A 25,568-nucleotide genomic window follows, 5' to 3' on the forward strand; every position below is an offset into this window, starting at 1 on the left:
GTCACGTCAAGCCGGACCGGGCAGCTGGTTGAGCGCGGCCACAAGCTGCTCCTCCTCGTAGTCGAAGTGGCTTTCCAGCTCCGCGGTCAGCCGGTCGAGATCGGCCTGGAGCTGCCGGAGATCGTCCCGACTGAGGGCCTCGGTCAGGTCATGGTGGATGCGGGCCACTACGACATGCTCATCTCTCAGCTTCTCCAGAACGGGCCGCAGCGTGGGGAAGTGCTGTTCGAGGAGGGGAAAGCCGAGGTGGTCCTCACCCCGGTGATGCTCGTGGAGGGCTTCGCAGAAGGCGAGGCAGTGGGTTTTGAGGTCCATGTCCAGCTGCGGCGGATGGCCGGCGGCCTGGGCACGCAAGGTGGCGAGCTGGTCGCGGAAGCGGGCGTGGATGGCGATCAGCTCGTTGCCCACGGCGAGGGCGCGCTGGAGGTCGTCGGCCACGTCAGCGGGCCAGCGGTGGGTAGTCGGTGTACCCTCGACGGTCGCCACCGTAGAAGGTTTCAGGGTCTGGCTCGTTGTACGGCCCACCGGCCCAGATGCGGGCGGGCAGGTCAGGGTTGGCCAGCCACAGCCCGCCGAGGGCGATGATGTCGGCGACGGGCAGCGCCGCCGCGGCCTCCTCGGCGGAGGCGAACATCCCCGCTACGGGCTTGATCCCGGTGTGCGGATTGAGCACGAGCGTGCCCGGCCAGACCGATCGCAAGTGCTTGGTCAGGGGTCGGTTGCCGATCTCCAGCAGGTGGACGTAGGCCAGGTCAGGCCGCAGGGCGCCGAGGAGCGAGGTGTACAACGTCGAGGGGTCGCGCTCCTCGATGCCGTTGTAGGGGTTGGCCGGTGACAGATGGATGCCGGTCCGCTCGGGGCCGATGGCGTTGGCCACCGCGTGGGTGACGTCGAGGGCGAAGCGGGTCCGCTCGCCGTACTCGTCGTCACGCAGGTTGACGTTGTCGGACAGGAACTGGTGGATCAGGTACCCGTTGGCGGCGTGCAGCTCGACCCCGTCGAACCCGGCAGCCATCGCGTTGCGTGCCGCGGCGACGAAGTCGGCGATCGTCTCGGCGATCTCATGCAGCGTCAGCGCGTGCGGGGTGGGGTGGTCGAGCTGTTCCCCTCTGTGGCTGATCATGTGGCCGCCGGAGGGCACAGCCGACGGAGCCACAGGCAGCCGCCCATCCGGGTAGAGGCTGGAATGGGCAACCCGGCCGCTGTGCCAGAGCTGGGCGAAGATGCGTCCGGCACGATCGTGCACGGCGTCGGTCACCTTCCGCCATGAAGCCACCTGCTCGTCGGTGTGCAGGCCGGGCGTGTTGATGGAACCCTGGCCGATGACCGACGGCTGGATGCCCTCGGTGATGATCAGTCCAGCGCCCGCGCGCTGGGCGTAGTACTCCACCATCAGCTCGGAGGCCAGGCCGTCGTAGGAGCGGCTACGGGTCATGGGCGACATGGCCAGGCGGTTGGGCAGGTCCAGCTTGCCGAGGGTGACGCTGTCGAAAAGGCTCTTCGTCATGGCGCCGACGCTACGGACGGGACTACTGGGGCCGATTCCGTAGCGCCACTGGATAGCGTTACCGATGTGCATGAAGAGGAGAGGGCAGAGCTCCTGGCCGTCGCCGAGCGTACGGCAGCCGGTGCCAGTACCGCCGTCATCGTGTACGGCGAGCCGGGCATCGGCAAGACCACGCTGCTGAACGGCGTGCCGGCGACGATGCGGATCGGCGGGATCGAGGCAGAGGCGGCCCTGCCGTACGCGGCGCTGGACCGGCTGCTGCGCCTCGCGCGGATCGAGACCCTGCCGCACGTCCTGCGGGATCTGGTGATCAGGCCGGCGGAGAACCCGTACCTGGTCGGCCTCTCGATCGTCACTCTGCTGTCGGACCTGGCCCCCGTGACGGTCGTGATCGACGACGCACATCGGCTCGACCGGCAGTCGGCTGAGGCGTTGCTGTTTGCCGCGAGACGGCTGGACGCCGATGGCATCGGCATGATCTTCGCCGCGGAGCACGGTTTCGACGCGCCCGGTCTGCGCGCACTCGCCCTGGATCGCTCGGCGGACGCGGCGGGCCTGCTGGCCGGCATCGAGCTGAATCCGCAGGTGAAAGTCAGGCTCCTGCAGGAGGCGGACGGTAATCCGCTGGCGCTGCTGGAGTTCGTCCGCGCGCTCACTGCCGAGCAACGCCTCGGCCAGGTCTTGCCCGTATCCGTGCTACCCGCGAGCAACGCCGTGCTGGCCAGGTTCGGACATCGCCTCGCCACGGCCGTGCCGTACGAGAGCCGGTTGTTGCTTACCCTGGCCGCCGCCGAGCGCGATGGCGACCTGGCGACCGTCATGTCCGCCGCGGCGGCGCTCGGCTTGTCGGAACGCGACCTGGCCGGAGCCGAAGGGGCGCTGAGGGTGAGCGGGATGCGGCTCGCTTTCCGCCATCCCTTGGAGCGCAGTGCGGCCTACTACCTGGTCCCGCTGACCGACCGGCTGCGGGTTCATCGCGTTCTGGCGGAAACGAGCGCGGATCCGGTCCGTCGCCTTGGACACCTCGCCGCGGTCACACTCGCTCCCGACGAGCGGGTCGCGGCCGAGTTGGAAGATCTTGCACGGCGCGCCGATCCGGCGCTCGCGGCCTGCATGCTCGACCACGCGGCGCAGATCAGCCCGGTTCCGGCGGAGCGGACCCGGCGCAGCAGTGAGGCGGCGAGGAACTTGCTGCGCTCCGACGACTACGAGCGCGCATTGCCGCGCTTGGCCGGGCACGCCAGTGTTCGCGACGCCCTGCTCGCCGGAGACGAGCAGGCCGCCCTGGCCCTGGCGACCAACCAGATCGACGAGCTGCGCGAGCGCGGCACGCTGGGCGAGTTGCCCGGCATCCTGGGCCTGCTCGCGCAGGCTCAGATCGCGGCCGGCCAGTACGGCGAGGCCCGGGCCGCCCTTGACGAGGCGGCCGAGATCGCCCGCGCCACCGGTGGGAGCGAGTCGTCCGCCGAGCTGCTGGCTGAGATCGCCGCCATCCAGGGAGACGCTTCGGGCCAGCCGGGGCTACTGGCGCTGGGGCAGGGCCGCTACGAGGATGCGCTCCCACACCTGCAGGCGGCCTGGCGGACACGGCCCGAGGCCATGACGGTCGCCGCCGACCTGGTGGAGGCCGCAGTCCGGGTGGGCCGGTCCGACCTCGCTGCCGAACCGCTGGACCGGCTCGCTGTCTGGGCCCGGGCTGGAGGCCGGTCCTGGGCCCAGGCTGTCGCGCTTCGTGCCCGCGCTCTGGTGTCCCCCGGGGAGGAGGCGGGGGAGCTCCTGGCGAGAGCCGTCCATCTGCACGAAGGGGCAGGCCGCCCGTTCGAGCGGGCACGGACGGAGCTGTTGTTCGGCCAGTGGTTGCGACGAGCGGGGCGCAAGGCCGAGTCGAGGCACCCGCTGCAGTTGGCCGCGGAACAGTTCGCTCGCCTCGGCGCCACGCCGTGGGCCGAGCGTGCCCGCGGTGAACTGCGCGCGGCAGGAGCGCCGGCCATGACCGCCGCCTCGCCGGACGAGGATCCGCTCGGTGGGCTGACCCCGCAGGAGCGCCGGATCGTCCGGCTGGCCGCGGCAGGTGTCAGCAACCGCGACATCGCTGCGCAGCTCTTCCTCAGCACCCGCACGGTTGAATACCACCTCTACCGCGCCTACCCCAAGCTCGGCGTCAATTCGCGCCAAGATCTTCGCCGGAAGATCTCCCGGCGAAGTTCTTGAGCAGAAGGAGGCGCAGCTTGCGTGCTGTCCGACACAATACGCAAGCACCTCGACGGTGCTACCGGCGTCCGACCTACGGGAAGCGCTCATTCGGCAGGCGGGAAGCGATCCTCAAGTCGGCTGATTCCTTTCAGGCTGGACCCACTTGTGAACGCCCCCTGGCAACCTGCGCCTGAACTCAGAAGCGGTGAGGCTGGAGCACCTGTTCCTTCAACCGCCCTGGCCGCTCTGCCCGTGCAGGGCGTCGGCCCTGACGCGGCCGGCACCTCAAGCGGGGCTCGCCGTTCCCGCTCGGGGCCGTTCGCCACGTGACGTGCTTCGCCTCGTGAACGTCGGTCAGAACGTGGCGATCGGGTTGACCGGGCTGCCGGACGTGCCGGCGAAGCGGACCGGCGCGACCGCGAGGTGGAAGTCCCACTGGCCGAGCTCGGCGGCCGTGGCCCAGCACGCCTCCAGGTCGCAGTTGTCGACCAGCCACAGCCCCATGGCCACGAGGCCGACGGCGTGCACCGGCATCAGCACGTCCTCGTACCCCGACGGCTGAACGTCCTGGGGGGTGTCGGCGGCGATCAACGCGACCTGCCGTTCGTGCAGCCACGGCAGGCAGGACGCGTGCCAGCCGGCCTGCCGGAAACCGCCTGGCTCACCGGCCTCGCGGCGGGCGCGGCCGTAACCGGTGCGCAGCAGCACGGCGTCACCGGGCCGCACCCGCACGCCCTGGCGCCGCTCGGCCTCCTCCAGGTCGCCGGGGACGACGCCCTCCCCCGGCTCCAGCCACGGCACGCCGCGCGCACCGGCGACGTCGAGCAGCACACCGCGCGTGACGATCCCGTTCGCCGCCGCCGTGACGGCCGCCCACGACGAGCCCGTCTCGGCGTCGACCAGTGAGTGGGGCCGCCCGTTGTACATGGTGCCGTCCCAGAAGATGTGGCACGGCGAGTCGAGGTGGGTGAGGCTGTTGCCGTGGAAGGTGAGGCCGAGCCGCTCGGAGGAGAACCCCCAGCGTCGGTCCTTGTGAAAGGCGGCCGGCATGTTCTCGGCGCCCGGCATGTCGGCGCTGCGCGGGCAGGCCGTCGTCGACCGCTCCATGTCCTTGGGTACGGCGACCTCCCACGCGCACGACACGCTTCTGCCGTGGCGCACCGCCCGCGCCGCGGCCAGCCGGACGTCGTCGGTGATGTGGTTGAGGGTGCCGAGCTCGTCGTCGTCGCCCCAGCGGCCCCAGTTCGACAGCGTGTCGAAGTATCCGAGCACGTCGTCCTGCGTGGGCATCGGTCGGCCTGCCGTCATCGCGCTATCGGCTCCTCGGGTCCACGCGGCCCGAGGCGCCGGAGGCGGGGTGTCCCGCCTTCTCCTTCGGCCTGCCGAGGGCCCGCTGACCCGGGATGCTACTGGATCGTCCACGGACGCGCCGCCCCCGCCGGATCCGTGTTCTCGCCGTGATCCACGACCGGAATGATCTCCCGGCATGCAGAAGTACGTGATCTCCGGCGTGGTCGCCGGATTCGTCCTGGTGCCGTCCGTGCCGGCGCTGGCCGCGCCCAACGATCCGCTGGCCGCGCTGCGTGCGTAGCTGCGCGAGGGCAGGGGCGTGACCGTCCAGCAGCGGACGGGTTCGATTCCCCCAAAGAGGAAAACCAGGCCACCTCGCTCGACAAGCCGGAGCGGACCGTCCGCATCGGCCGTACGTCCTACGTCAAGGGCGGGCCGATCGGCGCCGCGCTGCCCGCCGGCAAGTCCTGGTACAAGCAGTCGCCGGGCTGGACGAGCGGGATGACCGCCATGGAGGGCGACTTCATCAACCCGGCCGAGCCGGGCACGCTCAAGGCCATGCTGAGCCATTCCAAGCGCAGCGGCAGCACGTACAAGGAGAGCATGACCGTCAGGAGCTGCTGCGGGTCTCGGCCGGGACGCGCGCCACCCTGTGGTGGAAGCTCACCTCCGGCGTCAAGGTCAACTGGACGCTCACCGTGACCCCCGCCGGGCTGCCGCGCACGATGAGCACCCGGCTCTCCAGTCCCAAGGTGGGTCTGGGCCCGGTCACCATGGAGACCACCTACTCCGGCTGGGGCGCCAAGGTCTCGATCAAGGCGCCGCCCGCGTCGGAAGCGACCACCGAGCGCGACTCCGAAAGGCCCTCCTCCGGCTGCCCCCGGCCCCCAAGCGCTGATCCCGCCGGATCGGACGTGCCGCGCCCCCGCCAGGCTCGGGCGGGAGTGCGGGGGTGGCGCCGGTACGGAAGGTCAGGCGCAGAAGGCGGTCCAGGCGGCGCGGCTCGCCGGGTCGCGCAGGCGGTAGTCGCCGGTTGACCAGTCGAGGCCGAAGTAGAGCGCCCACAGGGTGCCCGTGCCCGTTGAGGTAGGCGGTCATCTGGTCGAGCCAGGCGCCGCGGCGGGTGCCGTCGTCGCCGGTGGCGATGTGGCTGCCGGGCTCGGCCACGCCGGGCGGGAGGTTCTCGGCCTGGTTGACGGCGTAGGTGCGGTCGAGCAGGGCGGCCGGGGTAGTAGTCGTGCCAGTCGCGCCCCGAGGCCGGGTCCACCGTCCAGCCCATCAGGATGAGCATGGCCCGCAGGCGGGGGCTGGCCGCCTCGTCGGCCAGCGCGGCGAGGTGGCTCCAGGCCTGACGGTAGGCCGCGGCGGTGAACTCGCCGTTCCTGATGTTGTTCCTCGGGCTCGTGGTAGAAGGTCCAGTAGATGCCCTGGTCGGCCGGCGCCGCGGCGAACCAGGCGCGCATCGCGGCGTCGTGGGTGTCGGCGACGATCGCGGTGGGGGCCGCTTTGAACGAGATGACCATGGGCCGCTTGCCGGCGTTCAGCTTGCCGGGCCAGGGGTCGGGCAGGCCGCCGTAGAAGACGCGTACCGCCTTCAGCCCGCCGAACAGGGAGTCCTCACGAGCCAGCGCCTGCTGATAGGTCTCGCCGGTCTCGGCGGCGAAGGACGCCCCGCACAGGGGCGGCTGGGCGTAGCTGACGATCAGCCGGGGGCCCAGGTCGCCGGCCTCGCGCGAGTGCACGACGGTGGCCGATTCGGCGCTGGGGTTGGTCATCGCGAAGGAGTACGTCCCGGCCGCGCGCACCGTGGCGGAGACGTCGAGACTGATGCTGGTGGCGCCCCGGCGGGCAGGGTGGCGGTGGCCACGACCGGGCCGGGCGCGGGCCGGACGGGGTAGGTCATGGACTCGGTCCAGGAGTTGTCGGCGACCGAGCGCAGCTCGGTGACGTCGGCCTGCTGCTCGGTCTTCTGGTAGAGCATCTCCAGCCGGGCCGAGGCGATGCTCTGCCCGGCGGGCGGGGCGGGCACCGTGAACTTCAGGTACGCCTGGCTGTGCCAGTGGGTCCTCCAGTTGGAGGCCGCGAGTTTGGCCGACGTCCCGTAGACGGTTCCCGGCGCCTCGGCCACCACGTAGGTGTCGGCGACCGGGGCGATGCTGTCGCGTACCGCCTGCGCTGCGGCCCGGCGGGAGGAGGAGGCTTCCGAGCAGCAGCCCCGAGGACCATCCTTCAGGAGGGCAATGTCGTCACGTGGAAATTCTCCTCGACGGTGCCGGGCGCCCAGTACACCACCGTCTTCTGCCAACGAGTAGCCGCATGGAACATCCGCCGCTCCAGCGGAGTGGAGGGCCCGCCGGCGTTTCATCGGCGGGCTCCGTCATGCGTCATGCGTGCAGGGTGCCGGGGGCGAGGAACCGGCAAAAGCCGTTGGCGCTGAGATGGGTCTTGATCGCAGTGGGCTGAGGCTACTTCTGGTTGCGAAGGACCCGCTGGGGACCACACGCCCTGCTCGCGCCCGCGCGACCTGCAGGCCGTCGAATGGCATGCCGAGTGCAAGAGCGCGTTCGACGTGCGGAAACGGCTACTCCCATGTTCTGGGGGTCAAGGGGTCGCAGGTTCGAATCCTGTCGTCCCGACCAGGTTTTCACTGGTCGGTAAGGGGGTCACTCGAACGAGTGGCACCCTTTCGCATTGGTGAGTGACTAACTGAGTGACTACCGGGCGAAGATCGTGTCCATTGCCGCAGCTCCTTGCAGGCGTACGGGCCGGATCTGCTTCCGATAGACGGCTTCGGTGACCGCCGCCCGCGTCCGCGCCGCCGACGGACATCTGTTCGATCTCGACCGCCCCGAGCGCCGCACCAGCCTCCGGGACGTGCTGCGCCGCCACGGCCGGCCTCTCCGCGTGACCAGCCCGGCGGGCGAGCGGATGGTCCAGGCGGTCTCGACCGGCGCGGTGTTCACCGAGGTCGCCGTCCACCGGCTGCTGGGCCAGGTCCGGGTGCGCCGCGTCGTCGGCGTCTACGACCCCGGCCGGGTACTCAACGAGCGCACCGCGCGCAGCCAGGCCGTCGGCGGCGTGATCTGGGGCATCGGCGTCGCCCTGTCCGAGCACACCCTGACCGACCCCCACCTGGGCCGCATCCTCACCCCGAACCTGTCCGGCTACCTGGTGCCCGTGGCCGCCGACGTGCCCGACCTGGACCTCACGTTCATCGACCGGCCCGACCCGGCCAGCCCGGCGCTCGGCGCCCGCGGCTTCGGCGAGGCTCCCACGACCGGCCTGAGCGCCGCGATCGGCAACGCCGTCCACCACGCCATCGGCCACCGCGTCCGCGACCTGCCGATCACCCAGGACAAGGTTCTCGCCGCCCTTGCCTGACTCCTCGGCGCGGGGTGCGTCACCAGGCCGAATGCCGCGGACCGGGCACGAACGGCCCTACGAGCGGGTCGTGGCCCGGCTGCGTCCGGCCCGGCGGCTGGACGCGGCGCCGTTCTGCGAGCCATGCCGGACTCCACCGGCCGCCCTTTGGCCAAAGTCAGCCCCACCCGCCGCGCTTGAGGAATAGCCTGGCGCCGGGATCCGCCGGTCGGGCCGTAGGGGGCGATCGCGCAGGCGCGTGATCCATGCGTGGTCCGGCCAGGTGTTCTCCCGACAGGGTGGCTGCCTGCCGCGGCACGGCAGCCCCGGTCCGGGTGATCGTGGCCGGCGAGCGTTGCAGGGGGCGACGATGGGGTTGTGGGGGAAGATCGCGAAGACGGGCCGGGTGGCCGAGCCCGCGCCCGCCCGCGAGGAGGGTGGCCCGCCCGCGAAGGCGGCGGAACTCGCCGGATCGGTGCAGATCAGACATGTGGACGCGGGGTCGTGCAACGGCTGCGAGGTGGAGATCGCCTCGGCGTTCGGCCCGGTGTACGACGCCGAACGGTACGGCGCGCGGCTGGTGGCCTCGCCGCGGCACGCCGATGCGCTGCTGGTGACCGGGCCGGTGACCCGCAACATGGAGGTGGCGCTGCGCCGCACCCATGACGCGGTCCCCGAGCCCCGCCTGGTGATCGCGCTGGGCGACTGCGCGCGCGACTGCGGGGTGTTCGCCGGAGCCTACGGGGTGGCCGGGGCGGTGGCCGACGTGCTGCCGGTGGACGTGGAGGTGCCGGGGTGCCCGCCGGAGCCCGCGGCGATCGTGGCGGCGTTGCGCGGGCTGACGGGCCGATGAACCCGGTCGGCACACTGTACGTGGCGGCGCTGTCCGGCTGCGCGCTGGCCGCGGTGACCGCCCTGCTGGCACCGCCCCGGGCGCGGCGGCACCTGGCGGGCTGGTGCACGGCGGCCGCGGGCGCCGCCGCCGCGGCGGCGGGCACGACGGCGATCACAACCGCGATCACGGAGGCAGGCACGACGGCGGTGGGCGGGGCCGGTCGGAGCTGGTCGGCCTGGCTGCCGGACCTGCTGCCGCTGGCCGGGGTACGGCTGGCGGTCGATCCCCTGAGCGGGGTGTTCATCGCGGTCACCGGGTTCGTGGCGGTGTGCGCGGCGATCTACGGGATCGCCTACTGCGCCCACGGCCTGGACGGACGCGTGTTCCAGTCGGTGCTGCCGCTGTTCGTGGCGGCCATGCTGCTGGTGCCCGCCGCGGCAAGTGTGAGCACGTTCCTGCTGGCCTGGGAGCTGACGGCGGTGTCGTCGCTGCCGCTGGTGCTGGCCGAGCACCGGCGGGGGGAGGCCGTGGGCCGGGCCGGGCTCTGGTACGCGGTCATGACCCACCTGGGCCTGGTGACGATCCTCGTCGGCCTGGTCGCGTTCGCCGCCGCGGCCGGCGGGGAGAGCTTCGAGCAGTTGCGCGAGGCCACGCTGTCGCCGACCGCCAGGACGGTCGTGTTCCTGGCGACGCTGGCCGGGTTCGCCTCCAAGGCGGGCATCGTGCCGCTGCACGTGTGGCTGCCGCGGGCGCACCCGGAGGCGCCGAGTCACGTCTCGGCCCTGATGAGCGCGGCCATGGTGAACATGGGCGCGTACGGCGTCGTCCGGGTCGGGCTGGATCTGCTGCACGGCGGCCCCGCCTGGTGGTGGCTGCTGGTGCTGGGAGCGGGCGCGGCGTCGGCGCTGTTCGGGATCCTTCAGGCAGCGGTCGCCTCCGACCTGAAGCGGCTGCTGGGCTACTCCACGACGGAGAACCTGGGCCTGGTGCTGGTCGGGGTGGGCGCGGCGGGCTTCTTCGCGGCCTGCGACGCTCCCGTGCCGGCGGCGCTGGCGCTGGCCGCGGCCCTGCTCCACGTGGTCAACCACGCCGCGTTCAAGACGGTGTTGTTCCTGTCGGCGGGCTCGGTGCTGCACGCGACCGGCACCCGCGATCTGGACGCGCTCGGCGGGCTGCGCGCGCGGCTGCCGTACACCACCGTCGTGTTCGCGCTCGGCGCGTTGTGCGCTTCGGCGCTGCCGCCCGGCAACGCCTTCGTCAGCGAGTGGCTGCTGCTGCAGAGCCTCATCCACGCGCAGCCCGCCGCCGGGGTGGCGGGCGCGGTGACGATGCCGCTGGCCGTGGGGGCGATCGCGCTGTCGGCGGGTCTCGCCATCGCCACCTTCGTCAAGGCGTTCGGCGTGGGCTTCCTGGGCCGGCCGCGCAGCGCGGAGGCCGAACGTGCCGGAGAGAGCCCGCCGGCCATGCTGGCCGCGACGACGCTCGCGGCGGCGTGCTGCGTGGCCCTGGCGCTGGCTCCCACGCTGGTCCTGCCCGCGCTCGTCCGGGCGGTCGGAGTGGCGTTCCCTGGACGGGACGTGGCCGGCGGGCGGGTGACGCTGCGGCTGACCGGGGTCGCGGGGATGATCTCGCCACTGCTGATCGCCGTCGCCCTGGTGGCCGCCGTCGTGGCCGTCCTCTGCCTGGTACGGGTGGGCGCGACGCGGCGGGCACGGCGCGCCGCCCGGCTCTGGGACTGCGGCGCCGGGCCCATGTCGGCGCGGATGGAGTACACCGCCACGTCGTTCGCCGAGCCGCTGCAGCGGGTCTTCGGCGACGTCCTGGAGCCGGAGAGCGGCGTGGACGTCACCCCGATGAAGGAGTCGGCCTACCTGGTGGAACGCGTGAGCTTCCACGCGCGGATCCCTGACCGGATCGAACACCGGCTGTACGAGCCGTTGATCTCCGCCGTGACGGCCGCCGGGCGTGGCGCCCGTGGCCTGGCCACCGGCAGCGTCCACCGCTATCTCGGCTACGGGTTCTGGGCGCTGACCGCGGCGCTGATCGTTCTGGTGGTGCTGCGATGACGGGCGTGATCGGAGCGGCGCTCCAGGTGATCCTGGTCGCGGTCGGCTCGCCGCTGCTGGTGGGGGTGATGCGGCAGGTCCACGCCCGGCTGGAAGGACGCGCCGGCGCCGGGATCGCCCAGCCGTGGCGGGACCTGCGCAAGCTGATGCGCAAGGAGGCCGTCGCGCCACGCGGCACCGGCTGGGTGTTCCGCGCGGCGCCGCCGCTGCTGGCCGGCACGGCGCTGGTCGTGGCCGCGGTGGTGCCGCTGGTGACCACGGACTCGCCGCTGGACGGCGTCGCGGACCTGTTCGCGGTGCCCGCGCTGCTGGCGCTGGGGTCGGTGGCGCTGGCCCTGGGCGCCCTGGACACCGGGACGGCGTTCGGCGGGATGGGCGCCAGCCGGGAGATGACCGTGCTGGCGCTGGTGGAGCCGACGATCCTGGTCTCGACCTTCGCCCTGTCGATCGGCGTCCGCTCCACGAGCCTGGGGGCGATCGTGACGGCGGCGGCCGGGCATCCGCTGTCGGTGCTCTCCCCGGTGAGCGTGCTCGCCTCGGTCGCGCTGGCGATCGTCACGCTCGCCGAGACCGGCCGGATCCCCGTGGACAATCCCTCCACGCACCTGGAGCTGACGATGATCCACGAGGCGACGGTGCTGGAGTACGCCGGGCCCGACCTGGCGCTGATCGAGTGGGCGTCGGCGATGCGGCTGTCGGTGCTGCTGGGGCTGCTGGCCGGCCTGTTCGTCCCCCTGGGGATGGCGGGCGCGGGGGCCGGGGTGCTCGCGCTGCCGCTGGCGATGGTCGCGCTCGTCGTCAAGGTGGGGCTGCTGGGAGTGCTGCTCGCCGCCGGCGAGGTGTTCATGGCCAAGCTCCGGCTGTTCCGCGTTCCGGAACTGCTGGCCGGTTCGTTCCTGCTGGCGCTGCTGGCCGTCACCGCTTCCTTCTTCCTGACCTGAGACACGGACGTGAACATGACCGATGCGACGTACGTCCAGCTCCTGGACCTGGCCTGCGGGGCGTTCCTGCTCACGGGCGTGCTGGTGCTGTGGCGGCACGAGCTGTCGCCGATCGTGCGCCTGTTCGCCCTGCAAGGCGTGGCGCTGACCGTGCTGATCGTCGTCCTCGGCGTCCGGCAGGGGAGCCTCGAACTGGTCCTGATCGGTCTCGGGGTGGGCGCGTTGCGCGCCGCGCTGCTGCCGTACCTGATGCGCCGCGCACTGGTGGCGAGCGGCGCGGGCCGCGAGACACAGCCGCTGGTCAACGTGGCGACCTCACTGCTGGTGGCGGCGGTGCTGGCGATGCTGGCCTACGCGGCCTCCCAGCCGCTGGTACGGCTGTCGCCCACCCCCGCCGCGCACGCGGTGCCGATCGCGCTGACCGTGCTGCTGATCGGGTTCTTCGTGCTGGTGACCCGGCGGCGGGCGCTGTCACAGCTGGTGGGCTTCCTGCTGATGGACAACGCCATCACCGCCGCCGCCTTCCTGACCACCAGCGGCGTCCCGCTCGTCGTCGAGCTCGGGATCTCGCTGGACGTCCTGCTGGCCGTGCTGGTGCTGCAGGTGCTGACCACCCGGATGCAGGCCGCCTTCGGCGGCACCGACCTGGACGAGCTACGGGAGTTGCACGACTGATGGACAGCCTGCTGGTGATCGCCCCGGTCGCGGTGCCCGCGGCCGCCGCGCTCGCGTACGCCCTGATCGGCTGGAACCGGGTCACCGCCTGGCTGGGCGCGTCGGCCGCGGCCGGGCTGCTGGCCTGCGCCGTCGCGCTGGCCGCGGCGGGGAGGCGGGAGGCGCTGGCGGGGCTGCTGCACAGCGACGCGCTGAGCGCCTTCATGCTGATCGTCATCGGCACGGTCGCGCTGCTGGCCATGCTGGCCGGCCCCGCCTACCTGGCGGCCGAGCTCGCCTCCGGGCAGACCGGCCCGCGCGAGATGCGCCGTTACGGCGTGCTGACCCAGTCGTTCGTCGCCGCGATGGCGCTGGCCGTCCTGGCCTCCAGCCTGGGCCTGCTCTGGGTGGCCATCGAGGCGACCACCATCCTGACCGCCTTCCTGGTCGGGCACCGGCGCACCCGTCAGGCCACCGAGGCCGCGTGGAAGTACATGGTCATCTGCTCGGTCGGCATCGCGCTGGCGCTGCTGGGCCTGGTCCTGACCCACGACGCCGGCGACCACGCCGGAGTGGCCTCCCTGGACTGGACGGCGCTGTCCGAACACGCGGGCCGGCTCGACCCCGGCGTGATGCGCATCGCGGTCATGCTGCTCGTGCTCGGCTTCGGCACCAAGGCCGGGCTGGCGCCCATGAACGCCTGGCTGCCCGACGCCTACAGCCAGGCCCCGGCCCCGGTGTGCGCGCTGATGTCCGGGGGGCTGCTGTCGGTGGCCTTCTACGCCGTCCTGCGCGTCAAGGTCATCGCCGACGCGGCGCTCGGCACCGGCTTCACCCGTACGCTGCTGGTCATCGTGGCGCTGGCCTCCCTGGCCGGGGCCGCGCTGCTGCTCATCGGCCAGCGCGACTACCAGCGGCTGCTGGCCTACTCCAGCATCGAGCACATGGGGCTGATCGCCCTCGGCGCCGCGATCGGCAACACCCTCGCCCTGGTCGCCGTCCTGCTGCACATCCTCGGGCACGGGCTGGGCAAGTCGGTGGTGTTCCTGTCCGCGGGACACCTCCACCAGGCGCTCGGCAGCACCCGGATCCGTGCCGTACGCGGCCTCATCTCCAGGGCGCCGATGCCGGCCGGGGCGTTCTCCCTGGGGCTGCTGGCCCTGCTCGGCCTCCCGCCGTTCAGCCTGTTCGCCAGCGAGCTGGGCATTGCGCGGGCGGGCTTCGCCGCCGGCCTGGGCTGGCCCGTCGCGGCGGCCCTGGCGCTGATGCTCGTCATCGTCGCCGCCGTCGGACGCCAGGTCCGGCCGATGCTCGTGGGCGGCGGACCCGGCGAGGCCGTCGCGCTGCCGCCCACCCTGGCCGTCCCGCTGGTGGCGGGCCTGGCCGCCTGCGCCGTCCTGGGCATCACGCTCGGGCCGCTGCGCCCCCTGCTGCAAGCCGCCGCCACGATCGCCGGAGCAACACCATGAGCACACGAACCATCGCCGACGTCGGCACCGCCGAACTGCCCGGCCACGCCGCCCGCCTGCTGGCCGGCGGCCACCGGCTGGCGCTGGTCTCCGCGCGCCAGGAGGCGGACGGGTTCGGGGTGGCGTACCTGTTCGTCGCCGGCGACCCCGATCGCCGTACCGAGCTGCGGCTGCGGCTCCCCTCCGAGCAGCCGGCCGTGCCGAGCCTGGCCCACCTGTCCTTCCCCGCGGGCCGGTTCGAACGCGAGATCCGCGACCTGTACGGCATCACCCCGCTCGACCACCCGCTCCCTCGCCGCCTGGTGCGCCACCACCACTGGCCGCGCGGCTGGTACCCGATGCGCGACGACGCCGGGCCGCCGCCCGCCTTCGGCGACTCCGAGGGGCCGTACCCGTTCGTCACCGTCGAGGGCCAGGGCGTGTACGAGATCCCCGTCGGCCCCGTCCACGCCGGTCTCATCGAACCGGGGCACTTCCGCTTCTCCGTGGTCGGCGAGACGATCATCAAGCTCAAGGCCAGACTCTGGTTCGTCCACAAGGGCATCGAAAAGCTCTTCGAGGGCCGCCACCCCGCCGACGGGCTGCAACTGGCCGAACGTGTCAGCGGCGACACCTCCGTCGGCCACGCGCTCGCCTACTGCCTGGCCGTGGAAGAGGCCACCGGAGCTCCGGCCGACGCGTGGGCGCAGCAGGCCCGAGCCGTGCTGCTGGAGCTGGAACGCCTCTACAACCACGTCACCGACCTGGGCGCGCTCTGCAACGACGTCGCCTTTCCCATCCTGCACGCCCACGCCGGTCGCATCCGCGAACAACTCCTGCGCCTCAACGCCGAGGTCACCGGGCACCGGCTGCTGCGCGGCGCCGTCCGCCTCGGCGGCGCCCGCCTGCGGGGCTTCCCCGACCCCGACATGCTGCACGCCATCGGCGCCGACGTGGCCGAACTCACCGAGCTCGCCCTCGGCCACAGCGTCGTCGCCGACCGCTTCACCGGCACCGCCATCCTGTCGGCCGAGGCCGCCCGCGACCTCGGCACGCTGGGCTACGTGGCCCGCGCCAGCGGCCTGGACCTCGACGCCCGCCGCCGGCACCCCTTCACCGACCTCGGCGACTTCACCCCCGCCCACCGGACCGGCGGGGACGTGATGGCCCGCTTCCAGATCCGGGCCGAGGAGATCGCCACGTCCATCGCCCTGATCACGCATCTGGTCGAGACGCTCGCGGCCCCGGATGCGTCACCGTCCCTCGAAGGGTGCTCCTCGGGCGTGGGGCTCGTCGAAGGCTGGCGTGGCACGATCGCCCACCGCGTCGAGCTCGCGCCCGATCAGACGATCAGCCGCCTGAAGATCGTGGACCCGTCCTTCTTCAACTGGCCCGCGCTCCCGGTGGCGCTCGACAGCGCGATCGTCCCCGACTTCCCTCTGGTCAACAAGAGCTTCAACCTGTCGTACGCCGGCAACGACCTCTGACGTCAGTCGGCGCCCGCCGCGAACCCGGTGACCAGCTCCGGCCGCAGCCGTGCCACCACGTCGATCCGCTCGCCGGGCCACGCCTGGAGCCTGGCCAGGGCCTGCTCCAGCTCCTGCGGGTCCGCCACCAGCCCGGCCCGCCCGGTCAGCACGACGCTCCACCCCGTCCGGGCGGCGGCGTCCAGCTCGTCGGCCTCGTACACGACGACGGAGACCCGCTGCAGCAGCGCGGCGATCTCCGCCTCGTACGGCAGCCCGATCAGCAGGGCGTCACCGTCCATGACATGAGCCACGAACCGGAGGGCCGGCATCGCCCGGCTGATGAACACGATCCTGCCGAAGGTGACGTTCCCCAAGAGCCGCAGCGCCTCATCTCGGGACAGTTCCCTGCTCGTCGGCGCGGACCGCGTGACCTGCTGTTGCACCGCTCCACGATCGCGCACCGGCACCGCCGCCGGTAGGGACGAAAGTCCCTACCGGGGGCGCGCTCCGTCCGCGGGGTGGGCGAGCAGGCGCAGTCCGGCGGCGGCCAGGTCGCGGCTGTCGATCCGGAGCTGTTCGATCTGCTGGAGAGAGGTGAACAGCCGGGTGTCGGCGTCGTCGTTCAGCCGGTCGGTGAGGTACTGGTGCAGGTAGGGGGCGCGTACGAGCTCGCGGATCTCGAAGGCCGCGCGGATCGCCTCCAGCATGGTGTCGCCCGAGTGCAGGTGGTGCTCGTCGCGGTGCCGACCCACCCATTCCGTGTGGGGGTCTGCCACGGCGGCGCCCTGCTCCGAGAGCACGGCGCCGATGTCGTGGAACCACGACGCGGTGGCGCGATCTGCGCGTTCCCCGGCGAACTCGTCGACGATCAGGACTCCGCCCGGCGCCAGCGGCGCTCGTGCCCGTTCGACCGCGCGCGAGGTGACGACCTTGCGGGCGGTTCAGCCCAGGTAGAAGTCCCGGCGAGCAGCCACGAACGCCTCGATCGTCCCGGCCGGCGCGCCGGTCACCCGTTCGACGTCGTCGGAGGCGCGGTCGTAACGGTTCTCGCGGTGCAGCCGGGCCATGGTGGCGATGTGCTCCTCGGTGTGCGGCGGCAGGCCCGCCTTGGCAAGCACCTCGGCCCGCCACCGGTCCAGGGGGACGTCCAGGTAGGACACGGTACGCCCCAAGGCCCGCGAGAACTCCTCGGCCATCTCCGTCATGTCGACCGTGCGCGGCCCGGTCAGCTCGTAGACGTGCCCCACGTGCGGAACGGGATCGCGCAGCACGGTGGCGACCACCCGGGCGACGTCGTCCACGGCGATCGGCGAGGTGCGCCCGGTGCCGAACGGCAGCTCGATCGTGCCGTTCTCCCGGATCGACCGTGCCGCCAGTGTGGTGAACAGCGGATTGTCCAGGAACGACGTCGGCCGGATGTGCACCACCGGCAGGCCGGACCAGTCGAACACCTGCTCCGCCAGCCAGTGCAGCCGCTGCTGGTGCGACTCGGCAGTGCTGGTGGCGGTCATCTGCGACACCGTCATCTGCGACATGTCGACCAGGCCCGTCAGTTCCCCTTGCGCCTTCGCCACGGTGGCCACCACGGTTGCCGCCAGCACATGGTCCGGCGACACGGGCATCGCGAAGTACATCCGCCCGGCTCCTTCCAGCGCGGCGGCGACGGTCTCCGGCCGGGTCAGATCGCCGACGACCACCTCCGCGCCCCGCGCACGCAGGTCCGCGGCACGGTCATCGTCCCGGTGAACCATTGCGCGTACCGGCACGTCCTGCGCGCGCAACTGGTCCAGGACCGTGCGGCTGACGTCGCCGGCCCCGGCGATGAGAACAAGGTTGCTGACGGCCATCGGTCGATCTCTTCCTGGTGGTTGATCATCTGTGCGAAGGTGCGATCGCACGGGCCTGTGGGTGTGACGGAATCGCGCAATGTGATCCCACGGCAGGTGTACCCCACACCGCGGTGGAAGCGCATGACCTCAAGCTCCGTGTCATCGTCACCGGGCCCATGATGAAGACCGGGGCACCTGCTCGGATTCGGGCTCGCGCACCGTCCCGTCGTCGATGCGACATCCCTGAAGCTGCGGCCTGGTTGTCGCCGGAGCTCGCGCGGTGTTTGGATGGGATCATGGCCCTCGACGAGCTGCGCGACCTCCTCAACCGCCACGCTCGGCCTGATCTCGGCACGCCCATCGAGGACGTCCTGATCTTCAAGGCCGAGCGCCCCCGGCCCCCGACGCCGACGACCTATGGCAAGGTGCTGGCGCTCGTCGCCCAGGGCACGAAACGGTTCGCGCTGGGCGACCGCCTGTACGAGTACCGCGAGGGACAGTACCTCGTCGCCTCGATCGACCTGCCGGTGACCGCCCATTTCGCGGAAGCCGGCGCGGACCGCCCCGGGCTCGGGGTCGGGCTCACCCTGCATCCGGCGGCAATCGCGGAGGTGTTGCTGCAGGCGGACCCGGACGACCTGCCGCATCTGGGTGACGACGCGCCGCCCGGCCTGGCGGTCAGCACCGCCTCCGCCGAGCTCCTCGACGCCGTCGTCCGCCTGCTGCGCCTGCTCGACCGGCCCGGTGACATCACCGTCCTCGCGCCGCTGGTCAAACGGGAGATCCTGTGGAGGCTGATCACCGGCGACCAGGGCGCGATCGTGCGCCAGTTCGGGCTTCCCGACAGCAGCCTCAGCCACGTCGCCCGCGCGGTGCAGTGGATCCGCGACCACTACGCGCAGCCCTTCGCCGTCGAGGACGTGGCCGGACTGGCGGGGATGAGCGTCTCGGCCTTCCACCGCAACTTCCAGGCCGTCACCGCGATGAGCCCGATCCAGTTCCAGAAGCAGATCCGCCTCCAGCAGGCGCGGCTCCAGCTCGCCGCGGCCCCGGGCGACGTGGCCGGCGTCAGCCGTCGTGTCGGCTACTCCAGCCCGTCGCAGTTCAGCCGCGAGTACCGTCGCCAGTTCGGCATGCCGCCGAGCCAGGACGCCGGGCGCCTCACTCCAGCACGCGATCGAGACGGATCGGCAGGGATCTCTGCCTGACCCCGGTGGCGTGCCAGACGGCGTTCGCGATCGCGGCGGCCGTGCCGACGTTGCCGATCTCGCCGGCGCCCTTGACGCCCATGGGGATGCCGGGCTCGTGGTCGGGTACGAAATCGGCCTCGATGTCGGGCACGTCGGCGTGCGCGGCGATGTGGTACCCGGCGAAGTCCGCGTTGACGTGCCGGCCGGAGACCGGATCGCGCAGGCCCTCCTCGTGCAGCGCCATGGAGAGCCCGCCGATCATCCCGCCGACGACCTGGCTGCGGGCCATCAGCGGGTTGACCACGCGGCCCACGGCGAACATCCCGAGCAGCCGGCGTACGCGCACCTCGCCCGTCATCGGATCGACGGTCACCTCGGCGAACACGGCGCTGAACGAATGCCGTTCCCGTGCCGGTAACCCGCCGAGCGACCCCGTGGTGTCGGCCGTGACCGTACCGCGGCAGCCCTGGGCGCGCAGCTTCTCCGCGGCCTCGATGATCGCCCACCCCCAGGACGTGGTCCCCCGGGAACCGCCCGCGCCCCACGCGGGACCGAGGCCGCTGTCGGAGATCCGCAGCCGGATCCGGTCCGTGCCGACCGCCAGCGCGTCGGCGGCGATCGCGGTCAGCGCGGTGCGCGCGCCGGTGCCGAGGTCGGTGGCGCCGATGGCCACGGTGAAGGTCCCGTCCGGCTCGGCGGTGATCGTGGCCGACGACGGGAACGCACCGGCGCTGAACGACGTCGCGGCCAGCCCCGTGCCGGCCAGCAGCGCTCCCTCCCGCCGCCGCCGCGGCCGGTGATCGCGGGTGTCCCAGCCGAACCTGCGGGCGCCTTCACGCAGGCACGCGACCAGGTTGCGGCTGCTGAACGGCAGCCCGGACACCGGACCGACCTTCGGCTCGTTGCGCAGCCGCAGGTCGAGCGGATCCACGCCCAGCCGCTCCGCCAGCTCGTCCATGGCCGATTCGAGGGCGAACGACCCGGGCGCGGCCCCCGGCCCCCGCATCGAGTACGGCGGCAGGATGTCGAGCGGGACCGCGCTGAGCCGGGTACGGATCGCCCGCGCCGCGTAGAGCGTCTTGGTGAGCTCGGTGCAGCCCTCCAGGTATTCCACCAGCGGCGAGATCTCGAACGCCGCCTCGTGGTGGATCGCCCGCAGGCGGCCGTCCGCGTCGGCGCCGATCCGGATCCGCTGGTCGGTCGCGGGCCGCATCGCGGTCGCCAGGAACACCTGGGGACGGGTGAGCGTGACCCGTACGGGCAGGCCGAACAGCAGTGCGGCCATCGTCGCCAGGATCAGTTGCGGACCGCAGAGCCCCTTGGAGCCGAAGCCGCCGCCGACGTGCTCGGTGCGGACGCGTACCAGGTCCGGGTGCAACGAGAACAGCGTGGCCAGAGTGCGGGATATGGAGAACGGCGCCTGGTCGGAGTCGATCGCCTCCAGCCGCCCGCCCTCCCACCAGGCGGTCGCCGAGTGCGGTTCCATCGCGCTGCAGTGCTCCTCGGGAGTGCGGTACCGCCCCTCGACCACCACCGAGGACGCGGCCAGCTCCACCTCCACGTCGCCGACGTCCACGGGTTCGTCGAAGATCGCCACCGCCGGACGGCTCGCCGGGTGATCGGCGGAGAAGACCGTGTCGTGCGGCTCCTCGTCGTAGGTCACCGGCAGCGCCTCGGCCGCCGCCCGGGCCTGCTCAAGCGTCTCGGCCACGACGAGCGCGACGGGCCGGCCGGCGAAGGGGATCACCTCGTCCTGCAGCAGCTGTAGTTGGCCGTCCGGGCCGAAGAAGCCGCCCGCCTCCAGGTCGAGGCGGGGCGCGTTCCGGTGGTCGATCACGCCCAGCACGCCGTCCATGTCCTGGACGGCGGAGACGCCGATGTCCCTGATGCGGCCCCGGGACACGGCAGCCAGGACGACCACGCCGAAGGCCAGGCCCGGCATCGGCACGTCGGCGGCGTAAAGGGCGGCGCCGGTGACCTTGGCCCGGCCCTCGACCCGCGGCCGCGCCGCCCCGACCGCGTTCGTCATGGCAGGAGCTCCTCAAGGACGGTCTCGATGAGATTGCCGGCCAGCCGCACCTTGTAACCGTTGCCCGGCAGCGGTTCGGCGGCGGCGAGCTCGGCATCGGCGGCGGCCCGGAACGCCTCGGCCGACAGGGGCGCGTCCAGCAGGAACGCCTCGGCGGTGCGGGCGCGCCAGGGCCGCGACGCGACCCCGCCGAGAGCGATGCGCACCGAGCCCTCGTCCGGGTCGAGCGCCGCCGCGACAGAGACGGTGGCGAAGGCGTAGGACGCGCGCTCGCGGACCTTCCGGTAGCGCGAGCGCGGGGACACCGCGCTCCCCGGCAGGACCACCGCCGTGACCAACGCTCCCGGCGGCAGCGCCGTCTCGCGGTCCGGCGTGTCCCCGACCGGCGGGTAGAACTCCGCCAGCGGGAGCTCCCCGGGACCGTCGAGCGTCTCGTAACGCACGACCGCGTCGAACGCCAGCATCGCGACCGCCATGTCGGAGGGATGAGTGGCCGCGCAGCTCCGGGTCCAGCCGAGGATGGCGTGGTTGTGGTGCTCACCGGCGATCGCGGGACAACCCGTGCCGGGGACCCGCTTGTTGCACACCTGCGTGGCGAAGTAGGCGCACCGGGTCCGCTGCAGCAGGTTGCCGCCCACCGTGGCCATGTTGCGCAGCTGACCGGACGCGCCGGCCAGCACCGCCTGGCTCAGCGCCGGATAGCGCCGCCGTACCTCGGGGTGGGCGGCGAGGTCGCTGTTGGTCGTCGTGGCGCCGACGACCAGCCCGCCGTCCGGCGCCTCGGCGACGCCGGCGAGCGGCAGCCGCCGTACGTCGACCAGCCTCGTGGGAGCCTCCACCCCCGCCTTCATCAGATCGACGAGATTGGTGCCCCCACCCAGGTACCGGGCGCCGCCGCCGGCCGCGATCAACGCGTCACGGACGTCCGCCGCGCGCTCGTAGGCGAACTCCCTCATCCCGCGATCTCCTTCTCGGCAGCCGTCTCCAGCACGGCCCGGACGATGGACGGGTAAGCGCCGCAGCGGCACAGGTTGCCGCTCATCCGCTCCCGCACCTCCGCCGCGTCCAGCACCGGCGCAGGGCCGTCCGGGGACACGTCGGCGGTGACCGCGCTGGGCCAGCCCGCCGCGTGCTCGGCCAGCATCCCGACAGCCGAGCAGAGCTGCCCGGACGTGCAATATCCACACTGGAAGCCGTCGAGCTCGACGAACGCCCGCTGAAGCGGCAGCAGTTCGCCGTCATCGGCCAGTCCCTCGACGGTCGTGACCTCGGCGCCCTCGGCGGCCACCGCCAACGTCAGGCAGGAGACCAGCCGCCGACCGTCGAGGAGCACGGTGCACGCGCCGCACTGGCCCTGGTCGCAGCCCTTCTTGGGACCGGTGTGGCCGAGGTGCTCGCGCAACGCGTCCAGCAATGTCGTGCGGTTGTCGACGTCCAGCCGGTGCGGCACGCCGTTGACCTGGAGCGAGATCACACTGCGGTGCTGGTCTGTCATCGCCCTTCCTCTCTCGGGGCTACGTAATCAGTTCTGCGGCGGGCGGACGATCCACAAGACTGGCGCGTCCTTGCCCATTCCTGCTTGCACCGCGGGCACTCTCGACGGCGATCAGAGCAGCCAGGACGGCCACCACACCGACCAGCCCGGCCGGCGACGGGAGGACCAAGGTGGCCGGGGTGGCGGCAAGGACGGCGCAGGCCGCGGCCGGTCGACGGCGGCCGAGCGTGTGATGCGTCCGGAGCCTGAACAGCAGATGTCCGACGAGGTAGAGCGCGACACCGCCATGGAGCGCGAGCGTGGAGAACACGTCCAAGGGCTCACCCTCACCGGTGTGCGCCACCACCCCCTCGATGCCCAGGGCAGTGAGCAGGACGCCGGCGATGATGGGGAAGTGCCCATAGGTGTAGGCCTCGACGGCCAGGACCACCTGCTCCTTGTCACGTACGCGGCCGAGTCTGCGCGCTGCCGCGCCCGCCACCACGTCGAAGTACAGCCACCACAAGCACACCGCGACGGCGATGCCGAGGACGGCCGCGAGCAGCAGCGCCGCGTTGACGGGCCGTCCCGCGGCCCCGGCACCGACGGCGACGACCGACTCGCCGATGGCCAGGATCAGGAACAACCCGTGCCGCTCGGTCAGGTGCGCCGGGCTGCGCAGCCGCCAGTGGCCGTTCCTGGCCGTGAGATAGATGCCGACCCAGTCCACCACCAGGGCGATCGTGAACAACAGCACCTGCGTCCGGTTGCCCAGCAGCGTCCCGGACACCAGGAGCGCCGCGCCGGCCGTCATGGGCAGCCAGGTGATCGCGATCTGACGGCGCAGCCCGGTGTCACCGTCCGCGGCCACGGCGAAGACCACGAGATGCACCCAGCGCACCACCAGGTACGCGCCCACCAGCACGAAGGCGCCCGGCCCGCCGCCCCACGCCTCCGGGATGGTCAGGCCGACCACGAACATCGCCGCCATCGCGACGACCATCCCGCCCCGCAGCAGACCGCCGTCCGCCCGGGAATGGTTGCCCAGCCAGGTGTAGCCGGACCAGGTGCCCCACAGCAGCGCCAGCATCAGCAGCCCCCGGAACACGCCGTCGGCGTCACGCTCGCGGGCCATGGAGCCGGTGAGCTGCGTGATCGCGAAGACGTAGACGAGGTCGAAGAACAACTCGAAGGGCGTCGCCCGGTGGTCCTCGCCGACCGGCGAAGTCTTCTGCCGCATCTAATCGAGGGCCAGGGCCGGGACACGGGGCCGGCGGCAGAAGTAGACGAACGCGGGCGGCACGTTGGCCCACACCGTCCGGCTGACCACGACCTCGTCGAACAGGCCGCCCAGGGACCGTCGTAACCGCCGGGCCGGCGGCGTCCATCGTGTGTGCGCGTAGGCGAACGTGGTGAACGCGCCGTGCGGGGCGAGGGCGCCGGTGAGGGCGTCGAGCAGGTCGTGCTGGCGGTTCGCGGTGAACGCCGCCCAGGGCAGTCCGCTCACGATGACGTCCGCGCGGTGGTGGCCGCGCGCCGCGAGCACCTCGCCCAGGTCCCGGGCGTCGGCCACGGCGACGTCGATCCGCGGGTACCGGGCGGCGAGACGCCGCGCGAACCGCTCGTTGACCTCGACGGCCAGGTGACGGCCACGGCCGCCGAGCCGGCGCTGGATCGCCGCGGTGAACGCGCCCGTGCCCGGACCGACCTCGACGACCAGCGGGTCACCGTCACGTGTGACAGGCGAGGTGATCAGGTCGGCCAGCGGCTCGCCGCTCGGCGCGACCGCGCCGACGGTGAAGGGGGCGCGCGCGAACTCGTGCAGGAACGCGGCGCGGTCGTGGGCGCTCACCGGACGGCTCCGGAAGACGTGCCCAGCACCCGGGCGAGCCAGTCGTTCCTGGTACGCCGGGCCGCGACCGAGACGCGAGCCCCGGGGCACAGCGCGTCGAAGCCGTGAAAGCCGCCCGCCCAGACGTGCAGCTCCGCCTGGCCGCCCGCGGCCCAGATCCGGGTGGCGAACGCGACGTCCTCGTCGCGGAACACCTCCGCCGTCCCTGCGTCGACGTAGGTGGTCGGCAGGCCGGACAGGTCGTCGGCGATCGCGGGCGACAGGTAGCCGGACACCTCGCCGCCGCCGATGAGCGACCGCCAGCCGAACGCGTTCATCTCGCGGGTCCAGACCCCGGGCGCGCCGGAGTACTGGCGGCTGGAGGTGGTGTCGTTGCGATGATCGAGCATGGGACAGATCAGCACCTGCCCGGCGATCGGCGGCCCGCCCCGGTCACGGGCCATCAGGGTGAGCCCGGCGGCCAGGCCACCGCCGGCGCTGACTCCCGCGACGATGATCCGGCTCGGGTCGATGCCCAGCTCGCCGGCGTGCTCGGCGACCCAGAGCAGGCCCTGGTAGCAGTCCTCGACCGGGATCGTGCCGGTGGCCTCCGGCGCCAGCCGATACTCCACGGAGACGACGGCGGCACCGAACAGGTCGAGCCAGTCCAGGGGGATGTCGATCTGCGAGAAGCGGTCTCCCATGACCATGCCGCCGCCGTGGACCCAGTAGACGCACGGGGCCGGCGCGTCACTGGTCCGGGCCGAGGTGAAGATCGACATCGGGACCGGGGCGGTGATCTCGCGGTGGCCGGCGGCGCGGCCCCGGAGAAGCGCGTCGACCGGCGTGGACGGTAGCCTGCGCAGCTCGGCGAGCACCTCCGCGTCGAGCTCGGGCATGGGAGGCAGGCCGGCGAGGAACGCGCGCAGTTCGGGGTCGAGGCCGGGACGGGGCATGGTGGTCTCCTCGTTCACAGGACGGCCTTGCCGCCGACGGGGATCTCGTCGGCGTACCGCGGCTGCCCGGCCAGCAGCGGCTGGAGGGCCGCGGCGAACGCCTGGGCCTGCCTGGTCGCGAAGAACCGGGCGTGGGCCTCCCGGCTGACCCAGCCCTCGGTGACGTAAACGGTGTCCGGATCGCCGGCCGAACGGCCGACCAGGAAGACGACGCAGTCCTCGTTCGGCAGGGACGGCGCGTCGAGCAGGGCCGCGACCAGGTCGTCGCCCCTGCCCGGTTGCGCGGTCATGGCGGCGTGGAAGCCGTGGCTGATGGTCATGGGATCACTCCTCACGGGTGGTGCCTGTCGCAGCCAACTGTGGGCGCCGCCCGGCCGCCGCCACATCAGTCATCCGACTCCCGCCTCGGACGCCCATCGCGGCCGATGACCTAACCGCCGATGCGGTTAGGTCATTTGACAGATGCGCGGCTCGGGCGCGTGCCCGACCATCGACA

Annotated in this window: 26 protein-coding genes; 9 read left to right on the forward strand and 17 right to left on the reverse strand. The window is 72.4% G+C overall.

What is annotated here, in order from left to right; translation table 11 throughout:
• Nucleotides 1-6: 6 nt before the first annotated feature.
• Nucleotides 7-438, reverse strand: a complete 432-nt coding sequence (locus ACFYYW_RS00780) for a hemerythrin domain-containing protein (protein ID WP_387643419.1) — start codon at nt 436-438, stop codon at nt 7-9.
• Nucleotide 439: 1 nt separating this feature from the next.
• On the reverse strand, nt 440-1,507 hold the full coding sequence (locus ACFYYW_RS00785) for an alkene reductase (RefSeq protein WP_387643421.1): 1,068 nt from the start codon (nt 1,505-1,507) through the stop codon (nt 440-442).
• Nucleotides 1,508-1,573: 66 nt separating this feature from the next.
• On the opposite strand from ACFYYW_RS00785, the gene ACFYYW_RS00790 reads away from it, so the two are divergent.
• A complete protein-coding gene (locus tag ACFYYW_RS00790; RefSeq protein WP_387643423.1) occupies nt 1,574-3,718 on the forward strand; it encodes a LuxR C-terminal-related transcriptional regulator in 2,145 nt (714 codons plus the stop codon).
• Nucleotides 3,719-4,054: 336 nt separating this feature from the next.
• Here the strand turns inward: ACFYYW_RS00790 and ACFYYW_RS00795 are convergent, their stop codons facing one another.
• The 5 genes from ACFYYW_RS00795 to ACFYYW_RS00815 form a co-directional block, all read right to left on the reverse strand.
• Nucleotides 4,055-5,008, reverse strand: coding sequence for a cyclase family protein (locus ACFYYW_RS00795; RefSeq protein WP_387643425.1), 954 nt, complete (start codon nt 5,006-5,008; stop codon nt 4,055-4,057).
• Between the two features lie 401 nt (nt 5,009-5,409).
• The gene (locus ACFYYW_RS00800) at nt 5,410-5,595 is read right to left on the reverse strand and encodes a hypothetical protein (RefSeq protein ID WP_387643427.1); all 186 of its coding nucleotides are present in this window, start codon (nt 5,593-5,595) and stop codon (nt 5,410-5,412) included.
• A 5-nt stretch (nt 5,596-5,600) separates the two neighbouring features.
• Entirely contained in the window at nt 5,601-5,765 is a 165-nt protein-coding gene (locus ACFYYW_RS00805) for a hypothetical protein (RefSeq protein WP_387643429.1), read from the reverse strand.
• Nucleotides 5,766-6,084: 319 nt separating this feature from the next.
• Nucleotides 6,085-6,765, reverse strand: coding sequence for a hypothetical protein (locus tag ACFYYW_RS00810; protein ID WP_387643431.1), 681 nt, complete (start codon nt 6,763-6,765; stop codon nt 6,085-6,087).
• Nucleotides 6,762-7,355, reverse strand: a complete 594-nt coding sequence (locus tag ACFYYW_RS00815) for a DNRLRE domain-containing protein (protein ID WP_387643433.1) — start codon at nt 7,353-7,355, stop codon at nt 6,762-6,764. Before ACFYYW_RS00815 ends, ACFYYW_RS00810 begins: the two co-directional genes overlap by 4 nt.
• Nucleotides 7,356-7,783: 428 nt before the next feature.
• On the opposite strand from ACFYYW_RS00815, the gene ACFYYW_RS00820 reads away from it, so the two are divergent.
• From ACFYYW_RS00820 to ACFYYW_RS00850, 7 genes are all read left to right on the forward strand, one after another.
• Nucleotides 7,784-8,371 (forward strand): molybdopterin cofactor-binding domain-containing protein, encoded by a 588-nt coding sequence (locus tag ACFYYW_RS00820; protein WP_387643435.1) that lies wholly within the window; start codon nt 7,784-7,786, stop codon nt 8,369-8,371.
• A gap of 349 nt (nt 8,372-8,720) precedes the next feature.
• Entirely contained in the window at nt 8,721-9,203 is a 483-nt protein-coding gene (locus ACFYYW_RS00825; protein ID WP_387643437.1) for an NADH-quinone oxidoreductase subunit B family protein, read from the forward strand.
• Entirely contained in the window at nt 9,200-11,251 is a 2,052-nt protein-coding gene (locus tag ACFYYW_RS00830) for a proton-conducting transporter membrane subunit (protein ID WP_387643439.1), read from the forward strand. The genes ACFYYW_RS00825 and ACFYYW_RS00830 overlap by 4 nt, the downstream gene beginning before the upstream one ends.
• Nucleotides 11,248-12,192: a respiratory chain complex I subunit 1 family protein gene (locus ACFYYW_RS00835; RefSeq protein WP_387643442.1), complete on the forward strand. Its 945-nt coding sequence runs from the start codon at nt 11,248-11,250 to the stop codon at nt 12,190-12,192. The genes ACFYYW_RS00830 and ACFYYW_RS00835 overlap by 4 nt, the downstream gene beginning before the upstream one ends.
• 15 nt (nt 12,193-12,207) lie before the next feature.
• Nucleotides 12,208-12,867 (forward strand): hypothetical protein, encoded by a 660-nt coding sequence (locus tag ACFYYW_RS00840; protein WP_364092496.1) that lies wholly within the window; start codon nt 12,208-12,210, stop codon nt 12,865-12,867.
• Complete coding sequence (locus ACFYYW_RS00845) at nt 12,867-14,315, forward strand: proton-conducting transporter membrane subunit (RefSeq protein ID WP_387643444.1); 1,449 nt, start codon at nt 12,867-12,869, stop codon at nt 14,313-14,315. The genes ACFYYW_RS00840 and ACFYYW_RS00845 overlap by 1 nt, the downstream gene beginning before the upstream one ends.
• Nucleotides 14,312-15,781 carry an NADH-quinone oxidoreductase subunit C gene (locus tag ACFYYW_RS00850; protein ID WP_387643446.1) on the forward strand — a complete coding sequence of 490 codons (1,470 nt, stop codon included), beginning with the start codon at nt 14,312-14,314 and terminating at the stop codon, nt 15,779-15,781. The genes ACFYYW_RS00845 and ACFYYW_RS00850 overlap by 4 nt, the downstream gene beginning before the upstream one ends.
• Nucleotides 15,782-15,783: 2 nt before the next feature.
• Here ACFYYW_RS00850 and ACFYYW_RS00855 read toward each other — a convergent pair whose 3' ends face one another.
• The 3 genes from ACFYYW_RS00855 to ACFYYW_RS00865 form a co-directional block, all read right to left on the reverse strand.
• Nucleotides 15,784-16,206, reverse strand: a complete 423-nt coding sequence (locus ACFYYW_RS00855) for a pyridoxamine 5'-phosphate oxidase family protein (protein WP_387643448.1) — start codon at nt 16,204-16,206, stop codon at nt 15,784-15,786.
• Between the two features lie 48 nt (nt 16,207-16,254).
• Complete coding sequence (locus ACFYYW_RS00860) at nt 16,255-16,539, reverse strand: hypothetical protein (RefSeq protein ID WP_387643450.1); 285 nt, start codon at nt 16,537-16,539, stop codon at nt 16,255-16,257.
• A 165-nt stretch (nt 16,540-16,704) separates the two neighbouring features.
• Complete coding sequence (locus tag ACFYYW_RS00865; protein WP_387643452.1) at nt 16,705-17,610, reverse strand: NAD(P)H-binding protein; 906 nt, start codon at nt 17,608-17,610, stop codon at nt 16,705-16,707.
• 278 nt (nt 17,611-17,888) lie between these two features.
• On the opposite strand from ACFYYW_RS00865, the gene ACFYYW_RS00870 reads away from it, so the two are divergent.
• Nucleotides 17,889-18,800 carry an AraC family transcriptional regulator N-terminal domain-containing protein gene (locus ACFYYW_RS00870; RefSeq protein ID WP_387643454.1) on the forward strand — a complete coding sequence of 304 codons (912 nt, stop codon included), beginning with the start codon at nt 17,889-17,891 and terminating at the stop codon, nt 18,798-18,800.
• Here the strand turns inward: ACFYYW_RS00870 and ACFYYW_RS00875 are convergent.
• Genes ACFYYW_RS00875 through ACFYYW_RS00905 form a run of 7 tightly spaced genes read right to left on the reverse strand, consistent with a single transcriptional unit; the run spans nt 18,754 to nt 25,392 of the window.
• Nucleotides 18,754-20,811, reverse strand: a complete 2,058-nt coding sequence (locus ACFYYW_RS00875) for a xanthine dehydrogenase family protein molybdopterin-binding subunit (protein ID WP_387643456.1) — start codon at nt 20,809-20,811, stop codon at nt 18,754-18,756. The genes ACFYYW_RS00870 and ACFYYW_RS00875 overlap by 47 nt on opposite strands.
• Nucleotides 20,808-21,767 carry an FAD binding domain-containing protein gene (locus tag ACFYYW_RS00880; RefSeq protein WP_387643458.1) on the reverse strand — a complete coding sequence of 320 codons (960 nt, stop codon included), beginning with the start codon at nt 21,765-21,767 and terminating at the stop codon, nt 20,808-20,810. Before ACFYYW_RS00880 ends, ACFYYW_RS00875 begins: the two co-directional genes overlap by 4 nt.
• A complete protein-coding gene (locus ACFYYW_RS00885) occupies nt 21,764-22,306 on the reverse strand; it encodes a (2Fe-2S)-binding protein (protein ID WP_387643460.1) in 543 nt (180 codons plus the stop codon). Before ACFYYW_RS00885 ends, ACFYYW_RS00880 begins: the two co-directional genes overlap by 4 nt.
• Before the next feature lie 19 nt (nt 22,307-22,325).
• A complete protein-coding gene (locus ACFYYW_RS00890) occupies nt 22,326-23,525 on the reverse strand; it encodes a low temperature requirement protein A (RefSeq protein ID WP_387643462.1) in 1,200 nt (399 codons plus the stop codon).
• Nucleotides 23,526-24,137: a class I SAM-dependent methyltransferase gene (locus ACFYYW_RS00895; protein WP_387643464.1), complete on the reverse strand. Its 612-nt coding sequence runs from the start codon at nt 24,135-24,137 to the stop codon at nt 23,526-23,528.
• On the reverse strand, nt 24,134-25,072 hold the full coding sequence (locus ACFYYW_RS00900) for an alpha/beta hydrolase (RefSeq protein ID WP_387643466.1): 939 nt from the start codon (nt 25,070-25,072) through the stop codon (nt 24,134-24,136). Before ACFYYW_RS00900 ends, ACFYYW_RS00895 begins: the two co-directional genes overlap by 4 nt.
• 14 nt (nt 25,073-25,086) lie before the next feature.
• A complete protein-coding gene (locus ACFYYW_RS00905) occupies nt 25,087-25,392 on the reverse strand; it encodes a putative quinol monooxygenase (protein ID WP_387643468.1) in 306 nt (101 codons plus the stop codon).
• Nucleotides 25,393-25,568 lie beyond the last annotated feature (176 nt).

It is taken from the genome of Nonomuraea sp. NPDC001831 (genome assembly GCF_042892035.1).
GTDB lineage: Bacteria > Actinomycetota > Actinomycetes > Streptosporangiales > Streptosporangiaceae > Nonomuraea.